Genomic DNA, 25,430 nt, shown 5'->3' with positions numbered 1-25,430 from the left:
CCTGAACGGCGCCAGCCCCTATAGCTGATACAATCGGGGTCGATTTTTTTACCTGCTCGCGAAACTTTTTTCAGAGCCTTTCCGCTTCTGATTGAATCAGAAGCGGGGCTCTACGATATTGTTTTGACGCGTTTTCTTCACGCGAACCGGTGTCCACTTCGCTCGAAAACGCTCTAGATGGGAGAAATCACCGTCAGGTAGGACGAAACCTGCCGAACATAAGCGCCGGCCGGATGCACGACGGCTTCAAGCGCCCGCTTAGGATTACTCAAATCAAAGATTCCGCTCACCCGCTGCGAACCGATGAAGGGATCGGCCATGACGATCCGCCCCGGAATCCAGCGGCCGATGCGCGCCACCAGCGCCGAGACCGCTTCCTTCTCGGCCATGATCAGATTGTCGCGCCACGACGCGATCTGGCCCGCTTCGCGCGCTCCGCGCTCGATCGCATAGGTCGCGCTATCGAACGTTACCCATTCTCCGGCGGAAAGCTTCGCGCCTGCCGCGATCGCCGAGCCCGACGCCTGCGCTTCGACGACGCCATGATCGACCGAGACCGAGAGCATGCCGGCATCGTTGGCAACGTCGAAGGCCGTCCCGAGCGCCGTTGCCGTCAGCTCCGCGGCCTGCACGGTGAAGGCTCGCTGCGGCTCGGCCGCGACCTCGAAGAACGACATGCCGGCCAGAAGCTGAACACGGCGAAGCCGGGTGGTGAAATCCACCGCAATGGCGCTATCCGGCCCGAGCGTCACTACGCTTCCGTCTTCAAGCGTGACGCTACGAATTTCGCCCTTGGCGGTAAGATGGTCGGCCCGGCCGCGAAGCAGCATCTCGGGCAGAATTGAATAGCCGGCGCCAGCGGTTCCAAGCCCAATGATCCCGCCGATCATGAGATTACGGCGCGTCAGTCCCAGTTTCTCGCGGCGTTCAGTCTTGCGGCGCCGGGTCAGGATCTTGCCGGAAGCGCCGTGAACCTTGGCGACCCGCGCCCAGATGCGTTCATGCTCCGGGCTGCGCGCCCGCCAGACTTTCACCATCTCGGCCGCAACCGGATTTCCGGGATCATTCTGCAAGCGGATGACGAGATCAATCGCCTCATCCATCAGCCTGTATTGATCTGGCCCCGGCTGGCTCATTCATATTCCTTCGACAGGCAGCGAGATGCGCGGAGAATCGCGCCTACCCTTCTAGTACAATCAGGCGGCGTCGAATTTCACGCGAGAGACGGAAAAAGTTCAGAAATCGTCCACCCGCGTCAGGAGATGCCGGTAGCCATTCCGGATCAGTTTCCAGGCCCGGCTGGTCGAAACACCCAGCTCGTCGGCCACCTCCTGGATGGTCTTGTCGCCGAGCCGGTGCATCTCGAAGGCGATCCGGGTACGATCCGGCAATTCGGCGAGGGCCTTGCGCGTCTGCGCCAGATATTGCCGCGAATAGACGATTCTCTCCGCCGATGGCGATGGATCGGCGATAGCGCCCGCCTCATCGAGATCAATCGTCTGAATCAGGCTTTCGCGGCGCAGGTGGTTGATGCTGAGGCTGCGCGACACCTGATAGAGATAGGCTTTCGGATTATGGTTGGTCCGGGCCTCGCCCGGCGGCGCCGCCAGCACCCGCAGGAAGGTATCCTGGGTAATATCGGCCGCCGTCTCGGCGTTGTGGCCACGGCGGCGGAGAAAGCGATCGATCTCCCGCGCGTGCCGAATGAACAGCTTTTGCAGATCCCACGTCATCGGCGCACCATACGGCATACGCCTGGGAGATCCGCGCGGCCGGATGATCCGGCCAACGGAAGCCGATGAACCAAGTTGGATGCGAACCCCGGATGAACCATGATGCCGACGAGAATTGGCGCGAGTTTGGACCCCGACACGCTGTCACCGATGCCGCGATCGTTGCATCAGGCGTATGGCCTTTGAAATTCCGCCCCAACCGTAATTATTTAGATTGGTTCTAGAGAAATCGATCAATGATCGTGGGGCCAACGCCGATCAGAACCACGGATGTTAGCATGCACGGCATCAGCATGCGCTCCACGCTCACTCGTGGACGCATCACTGCCTGGCTCATTTCAGCCGCCCATCCATGATCATGAAAGCGACGCGATGCGCTGGCAGAAAACGCAACGCAGACGTCGTTCCGCCATGTGGCTGCGCCACGATCCTTGACCCGCCCCACGCAGGCAGGATGCGCTCCGCCTGAGATTTGCATGCAACGCTGACATATTCCGAACCGCGAGGAGAGAACCATGCCCAGCACGATCCGACTTCACCGCGTCATCGCCGCCAAACCGGAGAAAGTCTATCGCGCCTTTGTGGAGAGCGATGCCGTCGCAAGCTGGCTGCCGCCCTACGGTTTCCTGTGCACCGTCCAGGAAATGGAAGCCAAGGTCGGCGGCAAACACCGGATGTCCTTCCGAAATTTCACTACCGGCGCAAACCACAGCTTCGGCGGCACCTATGTTGAAATCGTGCCTAATGAGCGTCTCGTTTACACCGACAGTTTCGACGACCAGAACCTGCCGGGCGAGATGCGCGTGACTGTAACCTTGAAGGCCGTGTCCGTCGGCACCGAGATCAACATCGAACAAACGGGCGTGCCGGATGTGATCCCGCCCGAGGGCTGTTATCTTGGCTGGCAGGACTCCCTGGACAAGCTTGCAAGACTGGTGGGCCCCGAGATCAACCAGTAGCGCGGAGCAGCCGTGACGCCACCGCCACTTCGAGCGGTCGCCCGATCACGATAACGAGCTGGTGCGTGATATGGGCGTTACGCGCTTGAGGAAGCCGCCCTCACTTATGCCGTTCAAGAACCGGGGGAGCATGCAGTCGGAGACCGGTGGCTCCGACATTCGAAATCTGCCCGCCGGCTGTACCGGTTCGCCGCAAGAAAATGCGACCAGACAATGAGTCTGTTTCAACTACGCTGAATCAGACTCTATTCCGCCGTCGCGCACAGCGTAAGGTTTTGAGCGGTCGCCGCCATTGAGTCGCCGCCGCGCATGCTGTTCAGCTACCAGCGATAGGTCACTGTGCCGAGTACGGTGCGGGTACGTCCGACGTTACATTGAACAAGAGAGAAGCATCCCGCGACATACTGAGTATCGAACAGGTTGGTGACGTTGACGGAGAAGCGCCAAGTATCGATCTCGTACCGGACCATCGCGTCCACCACCGTATAGGCGGGCGCATCGAACGTGTTGAGGCTGTCGCCGGCGCTGGCCGCGACATAGCGTATGCCGCCGCCGAAGCCGAGCCCGTTCAACGCGCCTTCGCGGATGGTGTAGTCGGCCCACAGCGACGCAAGATGAGGTGGTATAGTGACTGGCCGTTTGCCCAGATTGGCGGTGGTGCTTTTCGTCACCTTGGTGTCGTTGTAGGCATAGGCGGCGGTCAGATTGAGATTGCTGGTGAGGCTGGCGACTGCTTCGAACTCGAAGCCACGCGATGCGATTTCGCCGGTCTGGATTGAAAACCGGGGATTACCCGGGTCCGTCGTCAGGACATTCTGTTGCCGCAGATCGTAAACCGCGGCCGTCATCCGCAAATTCATGTCCTTAGGCTGAAACTTGATGCCTCCCTCATACTGTATCCCAGTGGTCGGCTTGAACGGAGACCCGTCAAACGCCGTTCCGGACGTGGGCACAAACGACTCGGAGTAACTGATGTACGGGACCACGCCGCTTTCGAACTCGTAGCCAAGCCCGCCCCGCTTGGTGGAGGCGCTGGCGTTCTGGTTGGTGGTGGTACCACCAAAAGCATTGACGGTCTTGGAGTCCGTCCAGTCGTGGCGACCCCCAAGAGTCAGAATCCAACGATCGAGCTTAATCTGATCCTGAAGGTAGACGCCAGTAAAATTCTCAGCTTGCCGGTATCCGTAATTGTCAGCGGGGATAAAAACAGGTGAACCATAGATCGGTGCAAAAACATCGATCGGACCAGCGGTACCGCTATATGTGCCTATGACATTACTTTTGCGCCATCGATGGTCGACGCCGAACAGCACGGTATGCTGCAAGATACCGGTCGTAGCTTTCAGTTCGGCCTGATTGTCGATCACAAACGTGTCCCAACTCCACCGAGTGGAAGCTGCCCCACGATTGAGCGTGCGAAGATCGGCTTGAAGTCCTCGCGGCGATATTTCCTTTGCGGCCCAATCCTCTTGGACGTATTGAAGGTTCTGCCTGAAGGTCACGCTGTCCGTAGCGTGATGCTCGAGATTATACCCGACGATAGCCTGCTTTTTATTATCATAAGTAAAGTCGGGCTCGCCAATGAACCGCGTGATCGGGATTCGCCCGTTCGGATTCGGCAGCGCGGTGCCCTGCGCGGGCAGGCCAAAGTTAAATTTTCCTGTGTCGTTTTGATACATGCTGAAAGCCGTGATTTCCGTCGAGTCCGTCGGACGCCACGTCACGGTGCCTGAAACGAAAGCGCGTCTGTCGTTTGAAAAATCGATGCCGTTGCCACCCTCGCGCAAGAGGCCGGTGAAACGATAGAGCAGCGTCCTGTCTTGCGTCGCCGGGCCACCGAAGTCGAAGGCACCGGCTTTATTGTCGAAACTTCCGCCCCGCAACTGAACTTCATGAATGAGCGTCTCGGACGGGCGCTTGGTGACGAGGCCGATCACGCCACCCGGCTGGTTCTGCCCGTAGAGAACCGACGCAGGTCCTCGCAAGACCTCGACACGCTCCAGCCCGTAAGGCTCGACGTCGCCGTTCGTGAGCGAGCGCAGCCCATTCAGATACACCGACCCCTGATACGGAGAAGCGATGAAGCCTCTCATTTGAACAGCCCCAGCGTTGAGCTGGAGGCCACCCGGTTCGGCGTAGACGCCCGGCGTATACCTTAGTGTTTCGTTCAACGACTGGACCTGCCGCGTTTGCATCTGGTCGCGCGTGACGACCGAGATCGACTGCGGCACCTCGATGATCGGCGTATCGGTCTTGGTGGCGGTAGCGCTGCGGCTGGCGACATAGCCCTGCACCGGACCCCACGCGGTCTCGCCCTGCACATCGATGGTATCGAGCGAGATCGCTCCGGAAACAGGCCCGGCCGCTGCACCAGATCCTGTCCGCTCTATCGTGACCGTACCGGCGTTGGTAAATCGATAGACAAGCCCTGTCCCGGCAAGAAGTCGCCTCAATGCTTCTCCCCTGGAAAACGTCCCCTGCACACCATTGGTGCGCATGTTTCTGGCGACATCGGCGGTATAGAGAATCTGGAGATCGGCCGCGTTTCCGAATGAGGCCAGCGCCGGCGCCAGCGGTTGCGCCGGAATCGAAAACCGCACAGCCGCGCGATCCGCCACGCCGGAAGTCGCCGTGACATTCTGCTGCGCCTGCGCCAGCGCACATTCGCCTGTCATGGCTGCAACGACCAACGCAGCCGCGCCCCATGCGCCCTTTCTCGATCCCATGTACCAACCCTCGCCCCTTCGACATCGAACCATCGGACGGGCCGATGGCTCCTCATGTTCTCCAAGACGAAGACCAGCGGCGCTTACCTCACGTCAGCCAGAGCACTTTCAAGATGTTCTCGATATTTCTTTGGATCAGGCATAGAGCCCCGCTTCTGATTCAATCAGAAGCGATAATGCTCTAGGCGGGACGGATGACAACGAGATAGGGGGTAATGCTGGTCATGGTGACCGGCAGGGTACGGGCAATCGCGTCCAATACCCCGCCTGGATCGCGAACATTGAAAATGCCGCTCACCCGCAGCGCACCGAGCCCGTCGCCGAACAGGACAATGCGCCCTGCCCTGTAGCGGTTGAGGTCGCTGATGACGCTGATCAATGATTCATCCTCGAAGATCAGCTTGCCGCTACGCCAGGCGACCTCGGTCTGGCCGGCCGGCTTCATGCTTCCAAGGCTCTTGCTGTCATAGGCGATCTGCATGCCCGCCCCAAGCGTCGCCTGCGCATCATCGGCGCTGCCGTCCAGACGAACCGTGACGGCATGTTCCAGCGCGGTCACGACCACCCCGTCATTCGCACAATGAACGACGAACTGCGTCCCGAGCGCCGTCGTGACGCCGTTGCGCGCGATCACGGAGAACGGACGGCCGGGGTCGGCAGCGACCTTGAACAACGCCCTGCCCCGCTGCAGCGCGATCCGGCGCTCCCCGTCAGAGAAATTCACCGAGAGAGCGGTGTCCGCGTCAAGTTCGGCCTGGGAACTGTCGGCCAGTGTGACCGTGCGGATTTCACCGATATCCGTGGTGATGCCACCCGTGAGCCAATCCCAAACGCCGGCCCGATAGCCGGCGCCGAGTATCGCGGCGGCGCCAATCGCGGATGCCCCTGTCTTCAGCGCGCGCCGCCGTGACACGCGCCGCGGATCTTCCACTGCCTCCAACCGCCCCCACATCGCGGCAAGTTTCTCGAACTCGGCCTGATGGCTTGGATCGGCGGCCTGCCAGTGCCGGAACGCGACCCGTTCCTCGGCGGTTGCATCGCCTGAGTTCAGCCGGACGAACCAGGCCAGCGCCTGATCGCGCGCCGTCGGCGACGAATGCGGTACGGAAGGTTTGGGCATTCAGACTGAGTCCGTACGAGATGCAGTGACGACCATCATGCGCCCTTCGATCCAGAAACGATCGCAGAGCCTCAATGCCTCACCCCGCACTTGAATAAATTCAATCGACCAGCCCGTCCATTCGGTTACGGCAATGGCCGATGGCCTTCATGATGTGCTTTTCGACCATGCTGGTCGAAATCCGCAGTCGATCCGCGATTTCGCGATAGTTCAACCCGTCGAACCGATTCAGCAGGAAGACCTGCCGGCAGCGCGGCGGCAATTCATCGATTGCCTCGGCGAGCGTCTGGATGGCCCGCCTGTAAGCCAACACCGTCTCCGCGTCGGGCAGGTCGTCGGGCATGTTCTGCACGACATCGAGACTGACGAAGCGGTTCGATTGCACCGAGCGGCGGCGCAGATAGTCGATCGCCAGATTGTCGGCGACCCGGTAGAGATAGCCTTTCTGGTTCTCGATGATTTCGGCCGAGGGAGCCGAGGTCATCAGCCGCAAGAACGTGTCCTGGATGATGTCCGCGGCAATATCCGAGGACTGGACTCGTTTTGAAGCCCGTCGCAACAGATCCGCGCCAAATCGCCGGAACAAATCCTGCAGATCCCAAGCCGACACGAGCCGCTCCATGCAGAGAAACCGAAAGGGCTGCACTTCCCCAACATTCAGTATTTCATTTCGCTTAAGCGGAAGCGGACAAGGTGGCAATCGGCACGACTTAGATTCTTTCTAGACGGCAAGGCCCGGGGCTCCATAAAAGAAACCGCGAGTGAGGCAGTTACGCGTGGCGACGGCCGCCAGATTGTTCAAAGCGTTTTCAGGTATTGCACCAACGCATCCCGTTCGGCTTCGGTCAGCCCGCGTCCAATGACGCCATTCGGCAGCTTGGTCTTGTCGGTCTCGGCGCCTTCAAATGAATGCCCAAGATTGCTGTTTCCAAGTCCGGTTACATCAAAACGGGTGATACCGGCAGCACACGTTTCACCAGATTTCACCGAAAGGCCGACTTTGACAGGATCGAACTCCCGGCTTCCGACGCAGAAAACCCGCGGCCTTAGGTGCTGTGGGGTGAGCATATCATGCAGGGTCGGCACCGAGCCGTTGTGAAGATAAGGCGCCGTGGCCCAGACACCGTCGAGCGGTCGTGCGCGATAGTGCGGCACCAGGACGATCGGCGGATTGGCGGGCTTGCCGCTATCAGACGAAATCGGCTTGAAGGTCTTTTTGTTCTGGCAGTTCCGTCGCTCCCCCCGCATGATCTTCTCCTGATCCGCCGGTAGCGGGTTGTCCTTGAACCATTGGTCGATCGACTTGTCGACCACCGCCATCAGCGCCAGCGTGAACGAAGCGTTGAGCGCTTCGTCATTCGGCGGCAGGTCGCAGGACCACTGCGCGTTGAGCTGCTTGATTGGATTCACGCCAAGCGAAGGCGGTAAATAGACCTGGCGCTCGGACAGAACACGAGCCTGCTGGCGATCAGTGCCCATGACGGCGACCGGCTTTTCAACGGCATTGAAAAACCTGCGACCGCCGATCGTAACCCAGTTCTTCTCGGCCCGGTCCGGATTCTCGGCGCGCCAGAACGAAAGATCGGGCCGTTCCCTGTCGAACTCGGGATCGCGCACCGGACCGCGATGACACTCGACGCAAAGCTCGGCATAGAGCCGTCGACCGCTTCTCACTTTCTCCCCGTCGACCCGCCAGGCTGGATCGTTCTCGAATATATCCGCGGCCTCCTTCCATCTGGGCGCGACCAGCCCCTTGAATTCCGGCGCCTGACCAGGCGCGTTATCGGCAAACGGATCAGGCCCGCGAAGCATTTCCTCAATCCAGAAGATGTTCTTCATCTTCATCGACGACCTGAACAGCGGCCGATCTGGATCCGAATGCTCTGTCAGGTTGAGTTTTGTTTTCACCCCCAGCGACTGCCCGGCATTGCGGACGAGTTCATTCTGGACTGAGCCGTCATACTGCGCCCAAAGGAACCACGGCACGTCCCAGATCGGCGGAAAGCTGACCGGCGCATCAGGCCGCACATAATTCCGCGCAAGCACCTCGGGAAACGCTTGGTTGTCCCTGGTGACCGGTGGCAGCAAATTCGAGAAGAAGATTTGATTGCCGATCCGGTTGAGGGCATCGAGCCGGCCAAATCCTTCATCGATATAAGTCATATTGTCACGCGCAAGAATCGCCTTGCTCCAATCCCTTTCGCGTTTGATCTTATCAAGGGTCTGCCGCAGTTTTTTCTTTAGGTCTTCCTTGAATGCGGAGTGATCGGCCGGCGGCGAACCAGCTCTTACAGCGCGCGCGATGACACGATCGGCAAAACGATTGAAACGCGTGGGAACGTGAACCGTGTAAAAAATCGAAAGCCCGATGGCGGACTCCAGATTCCCGAGATTGACCATCGCCGGCCCGCCGTCAAAGCGAATGTCGACATCCCGATAACGGATCTGGCCCGTGTGGCAGGCGGCGCAGGTGAAGCCAAGTTGAGCGGGATAAGGCTGGCCGGTAGCCGGCTCGACGCCGCTTTCCAGCCTTGCAAAGCCCACGGGTAACCCATCCGGATTTTCGGGATAATTCTTGAACTGTTCGGGTTCGGCCGCAGAACTGGCATTAAGCGAGTCCTTGCTGTAACCGAAATCGGACGCGCTGCTGTCAGGTTTGCGCGGACTGGGAATGAAGCCAAAACGGATCAGATAATCTCCATCGCTCAGCAGCTTTGGCGTGGAAAACACCGCAAGCTCCGCCCGCTCAAGCGAGACGAACCAGTCATAGGGCACTGGAAAGGTCGCGGTACCTTGAGATGCATGATGAAACCAGAAGCGCTCGCGCGCTGACCAGTTTTGCTTGAGCCAATAAGCCTTCGAAGGCATCTGCGCGGCCGGCAGCGGTGGAGGCAATATGGCGGACACTGTTTCGCCGGCCCGGCCGATATCCTTGAGCGTCGCTCTGACCTTCTCCGGCGCGAAAACTGCCACCAGAAAGAAGGTCGCCAAGGTCATCACCACGCCGATGATGATCACAAAAGCAGCTTTGAAAAAACCAGGCCAATGTTTGAATGAAAAGCTCATAACAATGCGCCCCTGTAGTCGGATCAACTTTTAGAGCCTTTTCGCTTCTGATGGCATCAGAGGCGGAGCTCTATAATCTTGATTTGACGCGTTTTCTTCACGCGAGCAGGTCATCCGCTTCGCTCGAAAAAGCTGTAGCGGTCGCCCTGATTCAGGTTACATAAATCCGAACTGTGTTCAACGCCCCGACCTCGCATCGCTGGAAGGTAGGAACGCCGTAAGTGCAGGACGATGATTGGCCCGATGCCTCGCGGCGGCCCCAACTGCCACGACACCGATCCGCTCCGCAAGACGCCCCTGCCAAGCTGGCGGTTGATAACAGGCCGCCACGGGACAAGGATGAACTCGTGGCACTTTTGGACGATGGCGAACTTGCCGCTGGATAGCTGGCGACGAAACGGCTTTCAATCCGGCGCGCCGTTGCACCACTCGACGGAACCGCGTATCGTCGACGTAAATTGACGCAATAAAGTAAAATGTCATCTGAAAGCATGCCACATCCGCCCGGGAGGCGATCGCATGACTTTGATGTTTCGACGCGCTCTTGTTGCCACGCTCCTGCTCATGAGCGTCGGACTGCCGTCCGGCGTCCGCGCGCAAGACAGTCCGCCGGCGAGCAGCGCCGTCACGCTGTTCGAGAACGTGCGCATCTTCGATGGCAGAAGCGCCGCGCTCTCCGCGCCCTCCAACGTTCTGGTGCGCGGCAACAAGATCGAGACGATCTCGACCCAGCCCATCGCGGTCGATCGCAGAGCGGATACCCGCATCATCGGCGGCGGCGGACGCACGCTGATGCCGGGCCTGATCGACGCGCATTGGCACGCAATGCTGATCCGGGTGACTCCGGCACAGTCATTCGGTGACGTCGGCTACGTCAATCTTCTTGCTGCCGCAGAAGCTAAAGACACGCTCATGCGCGGCTTCACCACCGTTCGCGACGTGGGCGGCCCGGTGTTCGGACTTAAGGCCGCTATCGACGAAGGAATCGTCAAGGGCCCGCGCGTCTATCCCTCCGGCGCCGTTATCACCGTTACGAGCGGACACGGCGATTTCCGCCAGCGCACCGATCTGCCGAGAACGATCGGCGGTCTGCTCACCCGCATGGAGCAGGTCGGCGGCGCCATGGTCGCGGACAGTCCTGACGAGGTACGTTTGCGCGTTCGGGAGCAACTCATGCAGGGTGCCTCCCAGGTCAAAGTGACGGCGGGCGGCGGAGTGTCGTCACCCTTCAGTCCGATCGACGTGTCCACCTTCACCGAGGCTGAACTGCGCGCTGCGGTCGAAGCCGCCGAGAACTGGGGAACGTACGTCGCAGCCCATGCCTTTACGCCGGCTGCGATCCAGCGATCCATTGCCGCCGGTGTGAAGTGCATCGAACACGGCATGTTGATGGACGACGCAACCGCCAAACTGATGGCCGAGAAGGGCATTTGGCTGAGCATGCAGCCGCTCCCCGAAGACTTGAGGCTGGGCTTTCCGGTGGGTTCAGTCCAGCGCGCCAAGGCGGATGAGGTCTGGCCCGGCATAGCCAGGACCTACAAGCTGGCGAAGAAGTACAACATCAAGACGGCCTGGGGCACCGATGTGCTGTTCTCGGGCGCGCTGGCGCGGCAACAGGGGGCCATTCTGGCCTCGCTTGTGCGCTGGTACACTCCCGTCGAAACGCTGGTCATGGCGACGTCGACAAACGCCGAACTGCTGGCGCTCTCCGGCAAACGCAACCCTTATCCGGGCAAGCTCGGTGTTGTGGAACAGGGTGCGCTCGCGGACCTGCTTCTGGTCGATGGCAATCCCCTGGACAACATCAACCTCGTCGCAGATCCGGGCAAGAACTTCCTCGTCATCATGAAGGATGGCGCTATCTACAAGAATGACGTGCCCAAGTGAGTCCCATCTGCCCAAGTGAGTCCCATTCCGGAGGGGCGCGCGATCCAGATCATCATGCTCGCACGTACGAAGGCGAGACGACAATGCGGTGGGTTGATACACAATCATTGTTCTATTCGCGGCCGCCACGCTGATCTTCCTGTGCAGAAGCGGCGAGATCGATCCCAATCTTGCCGCTGGTGCGACCTATGATTTCGCTGGTGCGACCTATGGTGAAGGATCGGTTTTAGGCACCCTTCCATTTGATCGAGCAGCCGATGGACGGCTGTTGGTCAGCGGGCGCCAGACCGGTGCGCGCAATCGCGCGCATGGCTTCGACAAGCTCTCGGGGCGCCTCCGCGCGAGGCGGAGTTTTGCGGCCTTCGTCGAGCCGACCGCGGTACTTAAGCTTGCGGTCGGCGCTGTAACCGAAGAAGTCCGGCGTACACACCGCCCCGTACGCTAGCGCGACTTCTTGGGTTCCATCATGCAGATAGGGAAACGGGAAATTATGAGCCTTGGCGAAATGCTTCATATTTTCAAATGAATCCTCGGGACGGTTCTCCGCATCGTTCGAGCAAATCGCCACGAAACCAATGCCCTCCGACATAAGCACCCGCGCGTCCGCGACCATGCGGTCGATCACCGCTTTGACGTAGGGGCAATGGTTGCAGATAAAGACCACGACGGTGCCATTTTCGCCGGCAAAGTCGTCCAGACTGTAAATCTTGCCGTCGGTCGCCGGAAGCCGGAACTCCGGCGCCGGCGTATCGAAAGTGACCTGGGTGGCCGTCATCGCCATCTCGCATCTCCTTGTGACAGGAATAAAGTATATATGTAATCGGGCTTCAAGGTTCGGCTCCTTTCGGCTGTAAACGGTGAGCCCGGGTCTCAAGGAGCAAATCTTCCAGCCGTCGCGACCATTTGCAATGGCGAATACTGGAGGTTAGGCGCGCATCAAGACGGAACGGTATAGCTGACGCGAGCCACCCTTTCCAATTATCAGGCCCCCTCGCCAATTATCAGGCCCTCTCGCTGCGGCCGGCGTCGGAGATCGGCCAGATCGTTCCGCCGGTGTCGTCGGCCCGCGGTGTCGTCGGCCCTCCTTTCGTTACTGCGAACTCGGCGGAAGGTCCCCAGACTTGGCGAAATCAGCACCGCGGCGCGGAGGCTTGAATGACCCAGTGCGGCATAGGGATGTTACTTCTATGCTATGCACGATGATACGCGGGCTTTGGAGACAGGATCGTCTGTGCTCCGTTCATTCGGACGGCGACAGGAACTCTTTGACCTCGTCGTCGGATAAATCGATGCGATAGAAATTCCGGTAAGAGGCGCGCGTCTCCGCGACCATATCGATATCGGTGAAGGCATCGGGACAGAGCAGCTTCGCGAGCCAAAGGAACGGCAACGCTGCTTCCGACGTCTCGCGTCGGTGAACAATTCCTGGCGTCCCGCTCCTGCCAGCTTCCTGTTGGGCTTGAGACCTGCCTGTATGCTAACTGGTATTGCCCAGCGGTAATTTGCTGCGGGTACGATTTTTGCGAGGTCCAATGCCTGTCGAAGCCACCAAGGCTGCCGTCACGCGCGATCCCGTACTCATCGACCTTGCGCTGCAAGGCGGAGGCTCGCATGGCGCCTTCACCTGGGGCGTGCTCGATCGGCTGCTCGAGGAGCCCTGGCTGCAGATTGACGGCATTTCCGGAACCTCGGCCGGCGCCATGAATGCCGCCGTCCTGGCCGACGGCTACACAAAAGGTGGGGCCGACGGAGCAAGAATTGGACTCGAGACGTTCTGGCGCCGGGTCTCCGAGGCGGCGCGCTTCAGCCCGTTCCAGCGCGGACCGCTCGATGTGATGCTCGGCCGCTGGACGTTGGACTCGTCGCCCATGTACGTGGCTATGGATCTCATGTCTCGCCTCGTGTCTCCCTATCAGATGAATCCGAGGGGAAAAATCCGCTACGTGAGATTCTAGCCAATCTGGTCGACTTCAAGCGGCTGGCAACATCGCCGATCAAGCTGTTCATCACCGCCACCAATGTGCGGACCGGCCGCGGTCATGTGTTCAGGAACGACGCTCTCACGCCGGAGGTTCTGCTCGCGTCGGCCTGCCTGCCTGCCGACGATGTTTCAGGCTATCGAGATCGATAACGAACTCTACTGGGACGGCGGCTATTCGGGCAATCCGACGATCACGCCCCTGGTCCGTGAGTGCAATTCGCAGGACACCATTCTGGTGACCATCAATCCGGTCGAGCGCAAGAAACCGCCGCGATCGGCTGCCGAGATCCTGAACAGGCTGAATGAGGTTTCGTTCAACGCCGTCCTGCTCAAAGAACTGCGCATGATGGCCTTGCTCCGGCAGGTCGCCGATCCGGGCGGCGCCGAGGGAGCAAAATGGGCAGGCATGCGAATCCACCGGATCGGGAGTGAGATGCTGACCGAACTCGGTGCGTCTTCGAAGCTCAACGCCGAGTGGGCTTTCTTTACTCTCCTGCACGCGGAGGGGCGAAGGTCGGCGCAGGCCTTCCTGGAGGCACATGTCATGGATCTAGGGAAACGCTCCACCCTCAATATCGACGATCTGTTGCGGCAGATCTGACCCATGGGACTGCTTGGAATTCTCGTCGCCCTCGGGCTCCTGATCTGGCTGGCGTATCGCGGCTGGAGCGTGCTCCTGCTCGCTCCAGCCGCCGCCGTCGCTGCGGCCGGACTGGCAGGCGAACCGCTGCTCGCCCACTGGACGCAAACGTTCATGGGCAGTGCCGCACGCTTCATCATGCAGTTCTTTCCGATTTTTCTGCTCGGCGCGCTGTTCGGCAAATTGATGGAGGACAGCGGCTCGGTGTCGGCCATCGCCAGGTTCATGACCGCGCGTTTCGGTCCGCAACGCTCGGTCCTTGCGGTCGTTCTCGCCGGCGCGCTGGTTACCTACGGTGGCGTCAGCCTGTTTGTCGCCTTCTTCGTACTCGCTCCGATGGCGCATGAGTTGTTTCGGGCGGCACAGATTCCGAAACGGCTGATGCCGGCGGCGATCGCTCTCGGCACCTCCACGTTCACGATGTCGGCGCTGCCGGGAACGCCGGCAATTCAGAATGCAATCCCGATGCCGTTCTTCGGCACCACGCCGTTTGCGGCGCCGGGCCTCGGAATTCTGGCCTCGGCCATCATACTGGGCTTCGGCCTGTGGTGGCTGTCCCGCGCCGAGGCCAAGGCCCACCGTAACGGCGAAGGCTATGGAACGCAGGGAGCCGCGGCCTCGGACGCAGCAAGCGATCCCATAGTTCGCGAGCGCGCCACGACCTCGGGCGCGTTCGACCCGGCCGAGATATTTCATGGCGATCAAAGCAAGGACGACCCTCCCATCGGTGTCGCCATGCTGCCGCTCGCGGTCGTCTTTGGCGTCAACCTGCTGATGTCGCTGTTCGTGTTGCCTCGCCTCGACGCGTCCTGGCTCGCCCAAGAAGCCTGGGGTTCGACCTCGTTGGCAGCCGTTGGCGGCGTGTGGGCCGTGGCGACCGCGCTTGCAGCCGCGATCGTCGTGCTCATCGCCGTCAACTATCGACGCCTGCCTACACTGCGCGCATCGATGGATGCCGGCGTTAATGCTTCCGCCTTGCCGGTGTTGAGCGTCGCGAGCCTCGTCGGCTTCGGCTCGGTTATCGCAGCGCTGCCCGCATTCGAATTGGTACGGAGCTGGGTGCTGGAAATCGAGGGCGGTCCCCTTGTATCACTTGCCGTGGCGACGAACGTACTCGCCTCCCTCACGGGTTCGGCCTCCGGCGGCCTCACGATCGCGCTCGACGCGCTCGGTGAAGCCTACATGCGGATCGCCGCCCAGCAGGGCATCGATCCGGCGCTGATGCATCGTGTTGCGGTGATCGGCGCGGGCACACTCGATAGCCTGCCGCACAACGGTGCCGTCGTGACGCTGCTTGCGGTCTGCGGATCCACCCATGGCGAAAGTTATCTTGATATCGTCGTCGTCAGTATCGTCGGCGCACTGATAGCGCTGGCAGCGGTCATCGTACTCGGTTCGACACTGGGATCGTTCTGAGACAACGGCGATTTAAAGAGCCACAAGCGCTCGAAAGTAAGCAGCCATCGGCTGCGAGGGGAAAATGGTGGGGCCCACGATGCGTCCAACGCGTTCATCCCTCCGGCAGAGGCGGCTCTCAGACACTCCGCGAAGAATGGCTTGAGCAAAAGCAATCGCGCAAACCCTCGCGCCGATATCTCGAGACGTCCGTCATTCTCAGAAACGCCTTCAGCTCCTTCTCTCCCCGGTACTCCACCTTCCCTACAAAGCAGGCGTCCTGCGACGTTTGCGGATGTACGGCCGTCAAGGCTGTCAGCAGCTTGCGGGGAGTTGAGCGGTTGCGAAGATATCGTTTGCTCGGGCCGTTCGCATAGAGAACGACTGGAAATGCGCGAAGCAGTTCGTGGTGCTGACCTATCGTGCGACGATCAATGTGCCACAGATCAATCACCGTCCAAGAAGACTGACAGGACTAAACAACTAGAGTATTTCCAGCTAAGCGGAATCCGGTTAGCCGCAAGAAAATGCCCTCAATCCGTAACTTGCGCGTATTCTAATCGCAAAACCGGTATCCACTTTTGCGGAATAGGCGCTAGCATAAACCTCGTCAGGCGTCTTGCCGCCGAAGGTGGAGTGCGGGAGATCGGCACTGTAATAGCCGATCCCACGTCCGATCCCGGTTCGTGCCTCGCCACCAGTCTCGAAGACATTCAGGAACACACACTCGTATTTGAGCGAACGCCACAGTCGGTCGATTAAAGACATTGTCCATCCATCGGCCGCGGTCGTTCATCGAGATGCGGATGCCGGCCTTCCTCAATGTGCTGGTGAAGGCAAAGCCGATGAACTGCGAGTCCCAGTCGGTATTAAAGATATCCGGGTTGCCGTGGCGGGCAATGGCTTCTTCCAACACTGCAACGCAGAAGTCAGCCTCCCTCGTGTTCGACAGTTGCCAGGCCAGGATCTTCCGGCCGGCCCAGTCCATAGCCCCAACCAGATAAAGGAAGCCGCGTCGCATCGGGATGTAGGTCACGCCGGCACACCATACACGGCTCGGTTTCTGATTTCGGCGGAGACGCAGTTCAATTCCGAGGCCTGTTCGTTGGCAAAGTTTACGGCAACGTGGTTTGGGCTTCGTGTCGCCGTCGGCGTGACTATTCTCCGCGACGATCGTCCTATCTTTAAACCCCTTATTATCTTTAACTCTGTGCCATCATGCGTTCGACGCTGCCGGATTGCTACTGAGCTGTAAAGCTCGGAAGAGTTTCCTATCAATGGGAGTCATGAAAATGCGCTGGGTACACGTGACTTGATCGTGCAAGACACCTAAATCCATGACGCCGCCTATTGATTCGCGCCATGGCGATGTAGGCAGGCTGCTCCGATACCATACGAACAGCGCGAGCATAGATCATCACGCGGCTTACGATTGATCACGCTGCAACAAATCTATACGGTTTGAGAAAAATTAGTTCGCCGCAGGATGCACGCCACACACGGAGGGCCGGACGCCAGTAGCAACGTAGTGCCGGGCATCGCTTTTTCGTCAATGCCGCGATTTCGTATTTACGATACGAGAGCAAGAATTTCGATCTGCTGCTGCTCTCGTGAGCCGTCCTTTTCTACAACAGACCTGCGTATTCTTGACACTCTCTCCTGGCTGCGACACTCTTTGTAAAACATTGGGCCGTGCTCAAAGGGCAAAAGATCTAAAGGTCTGGAGGTCGGATTGTCCGCGCGTTACAGCAACACAAGATTCACGGTTCAATCGAAATCCTGGTTTGAGGCTCGTGTGCTGCGACCCGTGTCGCTGGCTCCCGTGCTGGCGCTGGTGATCGCTGGCTGTTCGCAGGAGCCGGAGCCTGCAGCGCCTGAGGTGCGCCCCGTTCGCACGGTAACAATCAGCAAGAGCGCGACTGGCGTACCGGTTATCTTGACCGGACAGGTTCAGGCGCAGGACCAGGCCGCTCTCGGCTTTCGTATCGCAGGGCGAATGATCGAGCGGCCCGTCAACGTCGGTGACCGTATCAAGGCTGGCCAACTGATCGGCCGGCTTGAACCACAGAACGAGCAGAACGCATTACGTTCCGCGCAAGCGAACCTGGTCGCGGCGCAGGCGGCGCTAACACAGGCGCGCAATCAGTTCGAACGTCAGGAGACGCTGTTCCGCCAGGGATGGACCACGGCGGTGCTGTTCGATCAAGCGAAGAAGGCCGCGACGACCACGCAGTCGCAGGTCGACGCCGCCGAAGCACAGCTCAAAAGCGCGCATGATCTTGTCGAGTTTACCGAACTCAAGGCCGATGCGCCTGGTGTTGTCACCGACGTCGGCGCGGAGCCTGGCGAGGTCGTGCAAGCCGGTCAGATGATCGTGCGCCTGGCGCGCCAGGACGGACGTGACGCGGTGTTCGATGTGCCTGCCACGATCTTGCGCTCGGCGCCCGCCAATCCGGTGATCAGCGTTCACTTGACCGATGCGCCGAACGTGACAGCCGTAGGGCGCGTTCGCGAAGTGGCGCCGCAGGCGGATCCCGTCACTCGGACCTTTGCGGTGAGGGTCGGGCTCGACAATCCGCCGGAAGCCATGCGGCTCGGCGCAACCCTGACCGGCTCCATGCAAATGGAGGCTGTGCCGATCATTGAAATCCCGGCGACGGCGCTGACCAAGGCCAATCAGAAGCCGGCCGTTTGGGTTATCGATCCCGTGAAGCTGACGGCGTCGCTTCGTAATGTCGACGTGCTGCGGTTCGATCCGGCAAGCGTTGCCATCTCCCAGGGGCTCGACGTCGGTGAGACAGTGGTTACGGCCGGGGTGCAGGCGTTGCGCCCGGGCCAGCAGGTGCGTCTGCTCGGGGCGGAACAGTAATGCGGTTCAATCTTTCCGAGTGGGCGCTCAATCATCGTTCGCTTGTCGTCTACTTCATGGTTGTCGCCATTTTCGCCGGTACATTCTCGTATTTCCGTCTTGGTCGCGGCGAGGATCCGACCTTCATCATCAAGACGATGGTGGTTCAGGCGGCGTGGCCGGGAGCAACGGTCGAAGATACCCTAAATCAGGTGACGGAGCGGCTTGAGCGGACTCTGCAGGAAACGCCGCACCTCGACTTTATTCGAAGTATCACAACCGCCGGCGTCACCACGATTTTTGTCAATTTGAAAGGTAGTGCTAACGCCAGACAGGTCGCCGATACCTGGTACCATGTCCGCAAGAGCATCGGCGACATGCGCAGCACCTTGCCGGCCGGCATCGTCGGGCCGGGCTTCAACGACGAGTTCGGCGACACGTTCGGCATCATCTACGGATTCACCGCGGACGGATTTACGCATCGCGAGTTGCGTGACTACGTCGAGCGAGCGCGCTCGAAGCTCCTTCGGGTGCCTGACGTCTCGAAAATCGAGATCCTGGGCGCTCAGGACGAACGGATATTCGTCGAAGTATCCATGAAGGAATTGGCTAATCTTGGCGTCGATCGATCGGCACTTGTTGCTGCGCTGCAGACCCAGAATATCGTCCAGCCTGCCGGCATCATCCAGACGGGTGAGGAAACGCTGTCGCTGCGCGTATCCGGCGCATTTCTTTCCGAACAGGATATTCTGAATGTCAATTTCGCCGTTGGTGGTCGTATGCTGCGGCTTGCGGATATCGCTCAGGTCCGACGCGGCTATGCGGATCCACCGCAACCGCAGTTTCGGGTCAACGGTGAACCCGCCATCGGTCTTGCCATCGCGATGCGTGACGGTGGCGACATTCTCACGCTTGGCCGTAACATCAAGCGCGTGATGAATGAAATCACCGCGGATCTGCCGATCGGCATCGAGTCGCGGCTCGTGGCAGACCAGGCGGTGACGGTGAAGAGCGCTATCGCCGAGTTCATGGAATCGCTGTGGCAGGCGGTGGGGATTATCCTCGCGGTTAGCCTGATCAGCCTGGGTGCACGCCCCGGCCTGATTATCGCGTTGTCGATCCCTCTGACGCTGGTCATCGTGTTTTCGATCATGGATCTGGCCGGCATCGACATGCAGCGCATCTCGCTCGGTGCGCTTATCATCGCGCTGGCACTGATGGTCGACGATGCGATGACGACGACGGATGCCATGCTCACCCGTCTGGCTGCTGGCGACGACAAGGTGCAGGCTGGTGCTTTTGCGTTTCGGACCTACGCGTTCGCCATGCTGGCTGGCACGCTCGTCACAATCGCGGGCTTTGTTCCCGTAGGCTTTGCCGCAAGCTCGGCAGGCGAATATACGTTCTCCCTGTTTGCGGTCGTCGCGATCGCGCTCGTGGTGTCATGGTTCGTTGCGGTGATTTTTGCGCCGCTGCTCGGCGTTCTGATCCTCAAAGCGCCTGAAGGCGCTGGGGAATCAAGGCCGGGGCCGGTGATGCGCGCCTATCGGAGCTTCCTGACGCTTGCGGTGCGAATGAAATGGGCGACGATCACGCTTACGGTAGCGATGTTTGTCGCTTCGATCTTTGCGATTCCGCTCATTCCGAACCAGTTCTTTCCATCGTCGGATCGCCCCGAACTGCTGGTCGACCTTCGCCTGCCGCAGAGCGCATCGATCTTCGCGACCGGAACCGTCGCCAGTCGATTTGATGCAGCTCTGAAAGATGATCCGGATATCGAGCGCTGGAGCACCTATGTCGGCCAGGGCGCGATCCGTTTCTACTTGCCGCTTGACGTCCAACTGCCGAGCAATTTCTTCGCGCAAGCGGTGATCGTCGCCAAGGATGTGGACGCACGCGAGCGGTTGCGAGGCAAGCTCGAGAAGATTTTGGCGAACGACTTTCCGAACGTCATCGGGCGAGTTTCTCCTCTTGAGCTGGGGCCGCCGGTCGGTTGGCCCGTGCAATACCGCGTGAGCGGCCCGGATATTGCCAAGGTGCGGGAGATAGCCTTCAAGCTGGCGCAGGTGGTCGCGACGAATCCCCAGGCTGAGAAAATCAGTTTCGACTGGATCGAGCCGACACGTGAAGTGCGCATTCGAATCGACTAGGACGAAGCACGGCAACTGGGACTGAGCTCGCAGACGCTTGCCGGCGTGCTGAACACGGTGATCTCCGGCACGTCGATTTCTCAGGTGCGCGACGATATCTATCTCGTTGATGTGGTGGTGCGGGCGACCGACGAGCAGCGCGTCTCGCTCGAAACTTTGCGCACATTACAGGTGCCTCTGCCGAATGGCAGGACGGTCCCACTCAATCAATTTGCAACGTTCGAATATACCCAGGACTACCCGGTGGTGTGGCGGCGCGACCGTGTTCCAACCCTCACCGTCCAGGCCGATGTAACGGCAGGCGCGCTGCCGGAAGCGGTGATCAATGCCCTGGCTCCTGCGACCGCTGATCTGAACAAGAGCTTGCCGCCATCCTACCGGATTGCCGTTGGTGGAACGGTTGAGGAGAGCGCCAAGTCGCAAGCCTCCGTGGTTGCAGTCGTCCCGTTGATGCTGTTCATCATGGTGACGGTTCTGATGTTCCAATTGCAGAGCTTTCAGCGACTGCTCGTGGTGTTGAGCGTGGCGCCGCTCGGGTTGATCGGCGTCGTCTCCGCGTTGCTGATCTCCAATCGGCCGCTCGGCTTCGTCGCTATTCTCGGCATTCTGGCGCTGCTCGGCATGATCACCAAGAATGCAGTGATCCTGATTGGTCAGATCGAAGCCGAGCGGACGCAGGGTAAGGACGTGCGCCAGGCGGCGATCGAAGCGAGTACATCACGCTTTCGGCCGATCATGTTGACGGCTGTTTCGACCGTTCTCGGGATGATCCCGATTGCGTCGACGGTGTTCTGGGGGCCAATGGCGTTTGCAATCATGGGCGGGCTGTTGGTGGCGACCATCCTGACGCTGATCTTCTTGCCGACATTGTATGTAGCCTGGTTCGGCTGGATGGAAGCTCGCGCCAGCAAGCGCGATGCGCACGCGGCTTCGCAATAACATGGCGCCAGGTCGGCGGGTTGCCTGGTTCAGTTGGTGATCGCGTAAAGGAAATCCCTACTGTAGGAAACATCGCGGCCGACCCGACCAGTATTGCTTTCGCCGGGCTCCCCGCTTGACAGCGCGCAGGCGACTTCACGGACCTGGCGCCAGGGCACGCCCGGTACGAAACTGCTTCTGTCACTCATTCCCACCCTGTGATCCCACCCTGCGATCGTTCGACCAGGTGAACCCCTGCCGATCGCGGCGACGACAGCATGCTCGAGATCCTACCGCCGCTCTTCATGCGCGGCGATATGTTCGCGCTACGCGGGTTCATGACCGGCAGCGTCACCAGCATCTTCTTCGCGCTCGTCATCGACGGGAAGGCGCGCTAGTTTCATGGCTATTGCGACCTCGCGGGACAGGCGAGACTGTCATGCTCGGCCTCGGCCGTCTCGAACCACTCGCCGACACCATATGCGGGGTCACTGCGATGTTGGTTGAACATGCGGTACATCTCAGGGCGCGTGGCGATGCTCTGGAAGATCTTGCGGATTGATGGTAAGCGTGAATTTCCCTTCACCTTTTGCTTTTGAGTGGTGTACGGATCGCGTCGTCCAACTAGAGGAAGAACTGGCGCTGGCACGCCTGCATCGGTTTGCGCCGCGCAGCGAAAAGCACGTCGATCGTCTCTTCAATGAAGCCGAGCAGGCCGCCGATGAGGATGACGCCGGCAGTGCAACGAATGATATCGCCGAACTTCCGGACACGGGATTGCCGCCCCTCGAAAGCACGACGGGAAAGAAGCGCGGCCGCAGGTCGCTGCCGGCGAGCCTGCCGCGCGAGCGGGTTGAGTATGATCTTCCCGACGATCAGAAGGCGTGTCCGTGCTGCCGTGGCCAGATGCATCGCATGGGCGAGGCTGTTACCGAGCAACTTCATATCGAGGTGAAGGCGAAGGTTTTACAGAATGTGCGATTCAAATATGCGTGCCGCCATTGCGATCGCACCGGGATCAACGCCCCTGTCGTGACCGCGCCGATGCCGACGCAGCCGTTGCCGGGCAGCGTCGCCACGGCCTCGACGCTGGCGTTCGCGCTGGTTCACAAATATGTCGATGGCACGCCGCTCTACCGCCTGGCACAAGCCTTCGAACGCGCCGGTGTTCCTGTCAACCGCGGCGCTTTGGGCCACTGGGTGATCGGCTCGAGCGAAAAGCATCTGCATCGCATTCATGACGCCCTGAAGCTGCGGCTTCGATCGCAACCTCTCATCCATGGCGACGAGACGACGGTTCAGGTGCTGAAGGAAAAAGACCGAGAGGCCACCAGCACATCGTATATGTGGGCCTACCGCAGCGGCAAGGACAGTCACGAGCCGATCGTTTTGCTGGATTATCAGCCAGGCCGCGGCCAGATCCACCCGCAGGCCTTCCTCGGGGATTACCGCGGCATCGTGATGAGCAACGGCTATACGGCGTGGCGCACGCTGGAAGGGGCCTGTCATTCGGCCTGCAATATTGACCCTCTAAGCCGGGGGCTCGGCGTCCAAAATTGACCCCCTGAAGGTTGGTCTGTTGCGCTGCCTGCTTTGTAACGAAGCAGGTGGTGGGAGATGCTGGTCGTGGAGACGATTGCGCGGATACGGCGCGAACACTTCATCAAGGGCAAGACGATCAGGGCGATCGCCCGCGACCTTAAGGTGTCCCGGAACACGGTCCGGAAGGTGCTGAGGTCGGGAGAGACCTCGTTCGAGTACGAGCGGCAGGTTCAGCCGCGGCCCAAGCTTGGACACTGGGCATCTGAGCTCGATGTGTTGCTGGCGGCGAACGCGACCAAATCCGCGCGCGAACAACTGACCTTGATCCGGATTTTCGAAGAGCTTCGCGGCCGCGGCTATGACGGTGGTTACGATGCCGTGCGGCGTTACGCCAGGCGGTGGAACAAGGAGCGCGGGCAATCGACCGCGGCGGCCTATGTTCCGTTGAGCTTTGCGGCGGGCGAAGCCTACCAGTTCGACTGGAGCCATGAGATCGTTCTCCTCAACGGCGTGACGGCGATCGTGAAGGTCGCTCATGTCCGGCTGTGCCACAGCCGCATGCTGTTCGTGCGAGCCTATCCGCGCGAGACGCAGGAGATGGTGTTCGACGCCCATGACCGGGCGTTCGCGCTGTTCAAAGGGACCTGCAGCCGCGGCATCTACGACAACATGAAGACGGCGGTGGAGACGATCTTTGTCGGCAAGGATCGCCGCTACAATCGCCGCTTCCTGCAGATGTGCAGCCACTATCTGGTTGACCCGGTTGCCTGCACGCCGGCGTCGGGCTGGGAGAAGGGCCAGGTCGAGAACCAGGTCGGGCTGGTCCGGGAACGCTTCTTCACGCCACGGCTGCGATTCAAAACCCTCGACGAGCTAAACGTCTGGCTGCTCGACAAATGCATCACTTACGCCAAGGCGCATCGCCATCCGGAACTGGCCGATCAGACGATCTGGGACGTGTTCGAAGCCGAGCGCCCCAAGCTCGTTCCCTATGCCGGCCGGTTCGACGGCTTCCACGCGGTGCCGGCGTCTGTCTCCAAGACCTGTTTGGTACGCTTCGACAATAACAAATACTCGGTCGCGGCCAGCGCCGTCGGACGCCCGGTCGAGGTTCAGGCCTAGGCCGACCGCATCGTAATCCGTCAGGATGGACGGATCGTGGCGGAGCATCCGCGATCCTTCGCACGCGGCGAGACGACCTACGATCCCTGGCACTATGTGCCGGTGCTCGCGCGCAAGCCCGGCGCCTTGCGTAACGGCGCTCCCTTCAAGGACTGGGTGCTGCCGGCCGCGATCGAACGGATCCGGCGCAGGCTCGCCAGCACCGACGATGGCAACCGGCAGATGGTCGACATCCTCAATGCGGTGCTGACCGATGGTCTGCCGGCCGTTGAAGCAGCCTGCGCCGAGGCGATCGCTCATGGCGTTCATTCCGCTGACGTCGTGCTCAACATCCTGGCCCGTCAACGCGAACCCGCTCCACCAGCCAACATCCTCACTCCCGCGGCGCTGATCCTGCGCCATGCGCCGATCGCCGACTGTGCCCGTTATGACAGCCTTAGGAGAACCATCTGATGGAACGTACTCAACTGTTCGACCTCATGGGTGAGTTGAAGCTCTATGGCATGAAAGCTGCCTTCGACGAGATCATGGCGACCGCCATCAAGCGCCAGCATGAACCCCAGCGCATTGTCGGCGACCTGCTCAACGCCGAGATCAATGAGAAGCAGGCCCGCTCAATCAAGTACCAGCTCACCATCGCCAAGCTGCCGCTGGCCAAGGATCTCGCCGACTTCCAGTTCGACGGCACGCCGATCAACCAGACGCTCGTCAACGACCTCGCCGGCGGCGGCTTCATCGCCCAGCAACGCAACGCCGTGCTCGTCGGCGGTACCGGCACCGGCAAGACCCATCTGGCCATCGCAATCGCCAGAAGCTGCATCCGCTCCAGCGCCCGCGGTCGCTTCTACAACGTGGTCGACCTCGTCAACCGCCTCGAGATCGAGACCCGCAACGGACGACAAGGTCGTATCGCCGAGCATCTGACCAGGATGGACTTCATCGTCCTCGACGAACTCGGCTACCTGCCGTTCGCTCAATCCGGCGGCCAGCTCCTGTTCCATCTCGTCAGCAGGCTCTACGAGCGCACGTCCATCGTCGTCACAACCAATCTCGCCTTTGGCGAATGGCCAAGCGTGTTCGGCGACGCCAAGATGACAACCGCGCTGCTCGACCGGCTCACCCACCACTGCGACATTGTCGAGACCGGCAACGACAGCTGGCGATTCAAAAGCCGCGACGACGATCACGCCACCCGCGCTCGCCTCGTCTCCGCAATCCCGGCCAGCTCCGACGAGTCGAGCGCTATCAAACCACGCCGCGCAAAGGCGTCAAAATTGAACGCCGATACGGGGTCAAATTTGCGAACGATGGCGTAATTGCGGTCAGCGCTCGGGCACGAGAGC

At 60.3% G+C, this 25,430-nt stretch carries 14 protein-coding genes and 7 pseudogenes; 10 read left to right on the top strand and 11 right to left on the bottom strand.

Annotation, left to right across the window (positions count from 1 at the left end; genetic code table 11):
- Positions 1–173: 173 nt before the first annotated feature.
- The gene (locus ACMYR2_RS06000; protein ID WP_347265101.1) at positions 174–1,136 is read right to left on the bottom strand and encodes a FecR family protein; all 963 of its coding nucleotides are present in this window, start codon (positions 1,134–1,136) and stop codon (positions 174–176) included.
- 99 nt (positions 1,137–1,235) lie between these two features.
- Positions 1,236–1,733: an RNA polymerase sigma factor gene (locus ACMYR2_RS05995; RefSeq protein ID WP_416193858.1), complete on the bottom strand. Its 498-nt coding sequence runs from the start codon at positions 1,731–1,733 to the stop codon at positions 1,236–1,238.
- A 515-nt stretch (positions 1,734–2,248) separates the two neighbouring features.
- On the opposite strand from ACMYR2_RS05995, the gene ACMYR2_RS05990 reads away from it, so the two are divergent.
- Positions 2,249–2,692, top strand: a complete 444-nt coding sequence (locus tag ACMYR2_RS05990) for an SRPBCC family protein (RefSeq protein WP_347265099.1) — start codon at positions 2,249–2,251, stop codon at positions 2,690–2,692.
- Positions 2,693–3,012: 320 nt separating this feature from the next.
- Here ACMYR2_RS05990 and ACMYR2_RS05985 read toward each other — a convergent pair whose 3' ends face one another.
- The 5 genes and pseudogenes from ACMYR2_RS05985 to ACMYR2_RS05965 all read right to left on the bottom strand — a co-directional run.
- Complete coding sequence (locus tag ACMYR2_RS05985) at positions 3,013–5,367, bottom strand: TonB-dependent siderophore receptor (RefSeq protein ID WP_347265098.1); 2,355 nt, start codon at positions 5,365–5,367, stop codon at positions 3,013–3,015.
- A gap of 232 nt (positions 5,368–5,599) precedes the next feature.
- On the bottom strand, positions 5,600–6,538 hold the full coding sequence (locus ACMYR2_RS05980) for a FecR family protein (RefSeq protein ID WP_416193857.1): 939 nt from the start codon (positions 6,536–6,538) through the stop codon (positions 5,600–5,602).
- Positions 6,539–6,638: 100 nt separating this feature from the next.
- Positions 6,639–7,148 (bottom strand): RNA polymerase sigma factor, encoded by a 510-nt coding sequence (locus ACMYR2_RS05975; protein ID WP_416193856.1) that lies wholly within the window; start codon positions 7,146–7,148, stop codon positions 6,639–6,641.
- Between the two features lie 188 nt (positions 7,149–7,336).
- Positions 7,337–9,556, bottom strand: a complete 2,220-nt coding sequence (locus ACMYR2_RS05970) for a di-heme-cytochrome C peroxidase (RefSeq protein ID WP_347265161.1) — start codon at positions 9,554–9,556, stop codon at positions 7,337–7,339.
- A 290-nt stretch (positions 9,557–9,846) separates the two neighbouring features.
- Positions 9,847–9,990, bottom strand: a pseudogene (locus ACMYR2_RS05965) (DUF3363 domain-containing protein); the annotation flags it as partial.
- 178 nt (positions 9,991–10,168) lie between these two features.
- Between ACMYR2_RS05965 and ACMYR2_RS05960 the strand changes: the two are divergent.
- Positions 10,169–11,491, top strand: a complete 1,323-nt coding sequence (locus ACMYR2_RS05960; protein ID WP_416194067.1) for an amidohydrolase family protein — start codon at positions 10,169–10,171, stop codon at positions 11,489–11,491.
- Positions 11,492–11,717: 226 nt separating this feature from the next.
- Here ACMYR2_RS05960 and ACMYR2_RS05955 read toward each other — a convergent pair whose 3' ends face one another.
- Together ACMYR2_RS05955 and ACMYR2_RS05950 are read right to left on the bottom strand one after the other, a co-directional pair.
- Positions 11,718–12,272, bottom strand: coding sequence for a thioredoxin family protein (locus tag ACMYR2_RS05955; RefSeq protein WP_347265162.1), 555 nt, complete (start codon positions 12,270–12,272; stop codon positions 11,718–11,720).
- Positions 12,273–12,731: 459 nt separating this feature from the next.
- Positions 12,732–12,881 carry a hypothetical protein gene (locus tag ACMYR2_RS05950; protein ID WP_347265163.1) on the bottom strand — a complete coding sequence of 50 codons (150 nt, stop codon included), beginning with the start codon at positions 12,879–12,881 and terminating at the stop codon, positions 12,732–12,734.
- 142 nt (positions 12,882–13,023) lie between these two features.
- Between ACMYR2_RS05950 and ACMYR2_RS05945 the strand changes: the two are divergent.
- Both ACMYR2_RS05945 and ACMYR2_RS05940 read left to right on the top strand, forming a co-directional pair.
- Positions 13,024–14,073, top strand: a pseudogene (locus ACMYR2_RS05945) (patatin-like phospholipase family protein).
- Between the two features lie 3 nt (positions 14,074–14,076).
- Complete coding sequence (locus tag ACMYR2_RS05940) at positions 14,077–15,528, top strand: GntP family permease (protein ID WP_416193842.1); 1,452 nt, start codon at positions 14,077–14,079, stop codon at positions 15,526–15,528.
- Positions 15,529–16,020: 492 nt separating this feature from the next.
- Here the strand turns inward: ACMYR2_RS05940 and ACMYR2_RS05935 are convergent.
- Positions 16,021–16,570, bottom strand: a pseudogene (locus ACMYR2_RS05935) (transposase); the annotation flags it as partial.
- Positions 16,571–17,314: 744 nt separating this feature from the next.
- Here ACMYR2_RS05935 and ACMYR2_RS05930 point away from each other — a divergent pair.
- The 3 genes and pseudogenes from ACMYR2_RS05930 to ACMYR2_RS05920 form a co-directional block, all read left to right on the top strand.
- Entirely contained in the window at positions 17,315–18,376 is a 1,062-nt protein-coding gene (locus ACMYR2_RS05930) for an efflux RND transporter periplasmic adaptor subunit (RefSeq protein ID WP_416193855.1), read from the top strand.
- Positions 18,376–21,444 (top strand): annotated as a pseudogene (locus tag ACMYR2_RS05925) (efflux RND transporter permease subunit). Before ACMYR2_RS05930 ends, ACMYR2_RS05925 begins: the two are co-directional and overlap by 1 nt.
- Positions 21,445–21,695: 251 nt before the next feature.
- Positions 21,696–21,818: pseudogene (locus ACMYR2_RS05920) on the top strand (DUF1419 domain-containing protein); the annotation flags it as partial.
- Between the two features lie 11 nt (positions 21,819–21,829).
- On the opposite strand, the gene ACMYR2_RS05915 reads toward ACMYR2_RS05920, so the two are convergent.
- On the bottom strand, positions 21,830–21,934 hold the full coding sequence (locus ACMYR2_RS05915) for a hypothetical protein (protein WP_416193854.1): 105 nt from the start codon (positions 21,932–21,934) through the stop codon (positions 21,830–21,832).
- A 101-nt stretch (positions 21,935–22,035) separates the two neighbouring features.
- On the opposite strand from ACMYR2_RS05915, the pseudogene tnpC reads away from it, so the two are divergent.
- The 3 genes and pseudogenes from tnpC to istB all read left to right on the top strand — a co-directional run.
- A pseudogene (gene tnpC, locus ACMYR2_RS05910) lies at positions 22,036–22,941 on the top strand (IS66 family transposase); the annotation flags it as partial.
- Positions 22,942–23,040: 99 nt separating this feature from the next.
- A pseudogene (istA, locus tag ACMYR2_RS05905) lies at positions 23,041–24,540 on the top strand (IS21 family transposase).
- The gene (gene istB, locus ACMYR2_RS05900; protein ID WP_416193319.1) at positions 24,540–25,403 is read left to right on the top strand and encodes an IS21-like element helper ATPase IstB; all 864 of its coding nucleotides are present in this window, start codon (positions 24,540–24,542) and stop codon (positions 25,401–25,403) included. The pseudogene istA and the gene istB overlap by 1 nt, the downstream one beginning before the upstream one ends.
- The last annotated feature ends 27 nt before the right edge of the window (positions 25,404–25,430 follow it).

Source organism: Nitrobacter sp. TKz-YC01 (genome assembly GCF_047824785.1).
Classification (GTDB): Bacteria; Pseudomonadota; Alphaproteobacteria; order Rhizobiales; family Xanthobacteraceae; genus Nitrobacter.
This window is presented reverse-complemented; position numbering and strand designations above follow the sequence as displayed.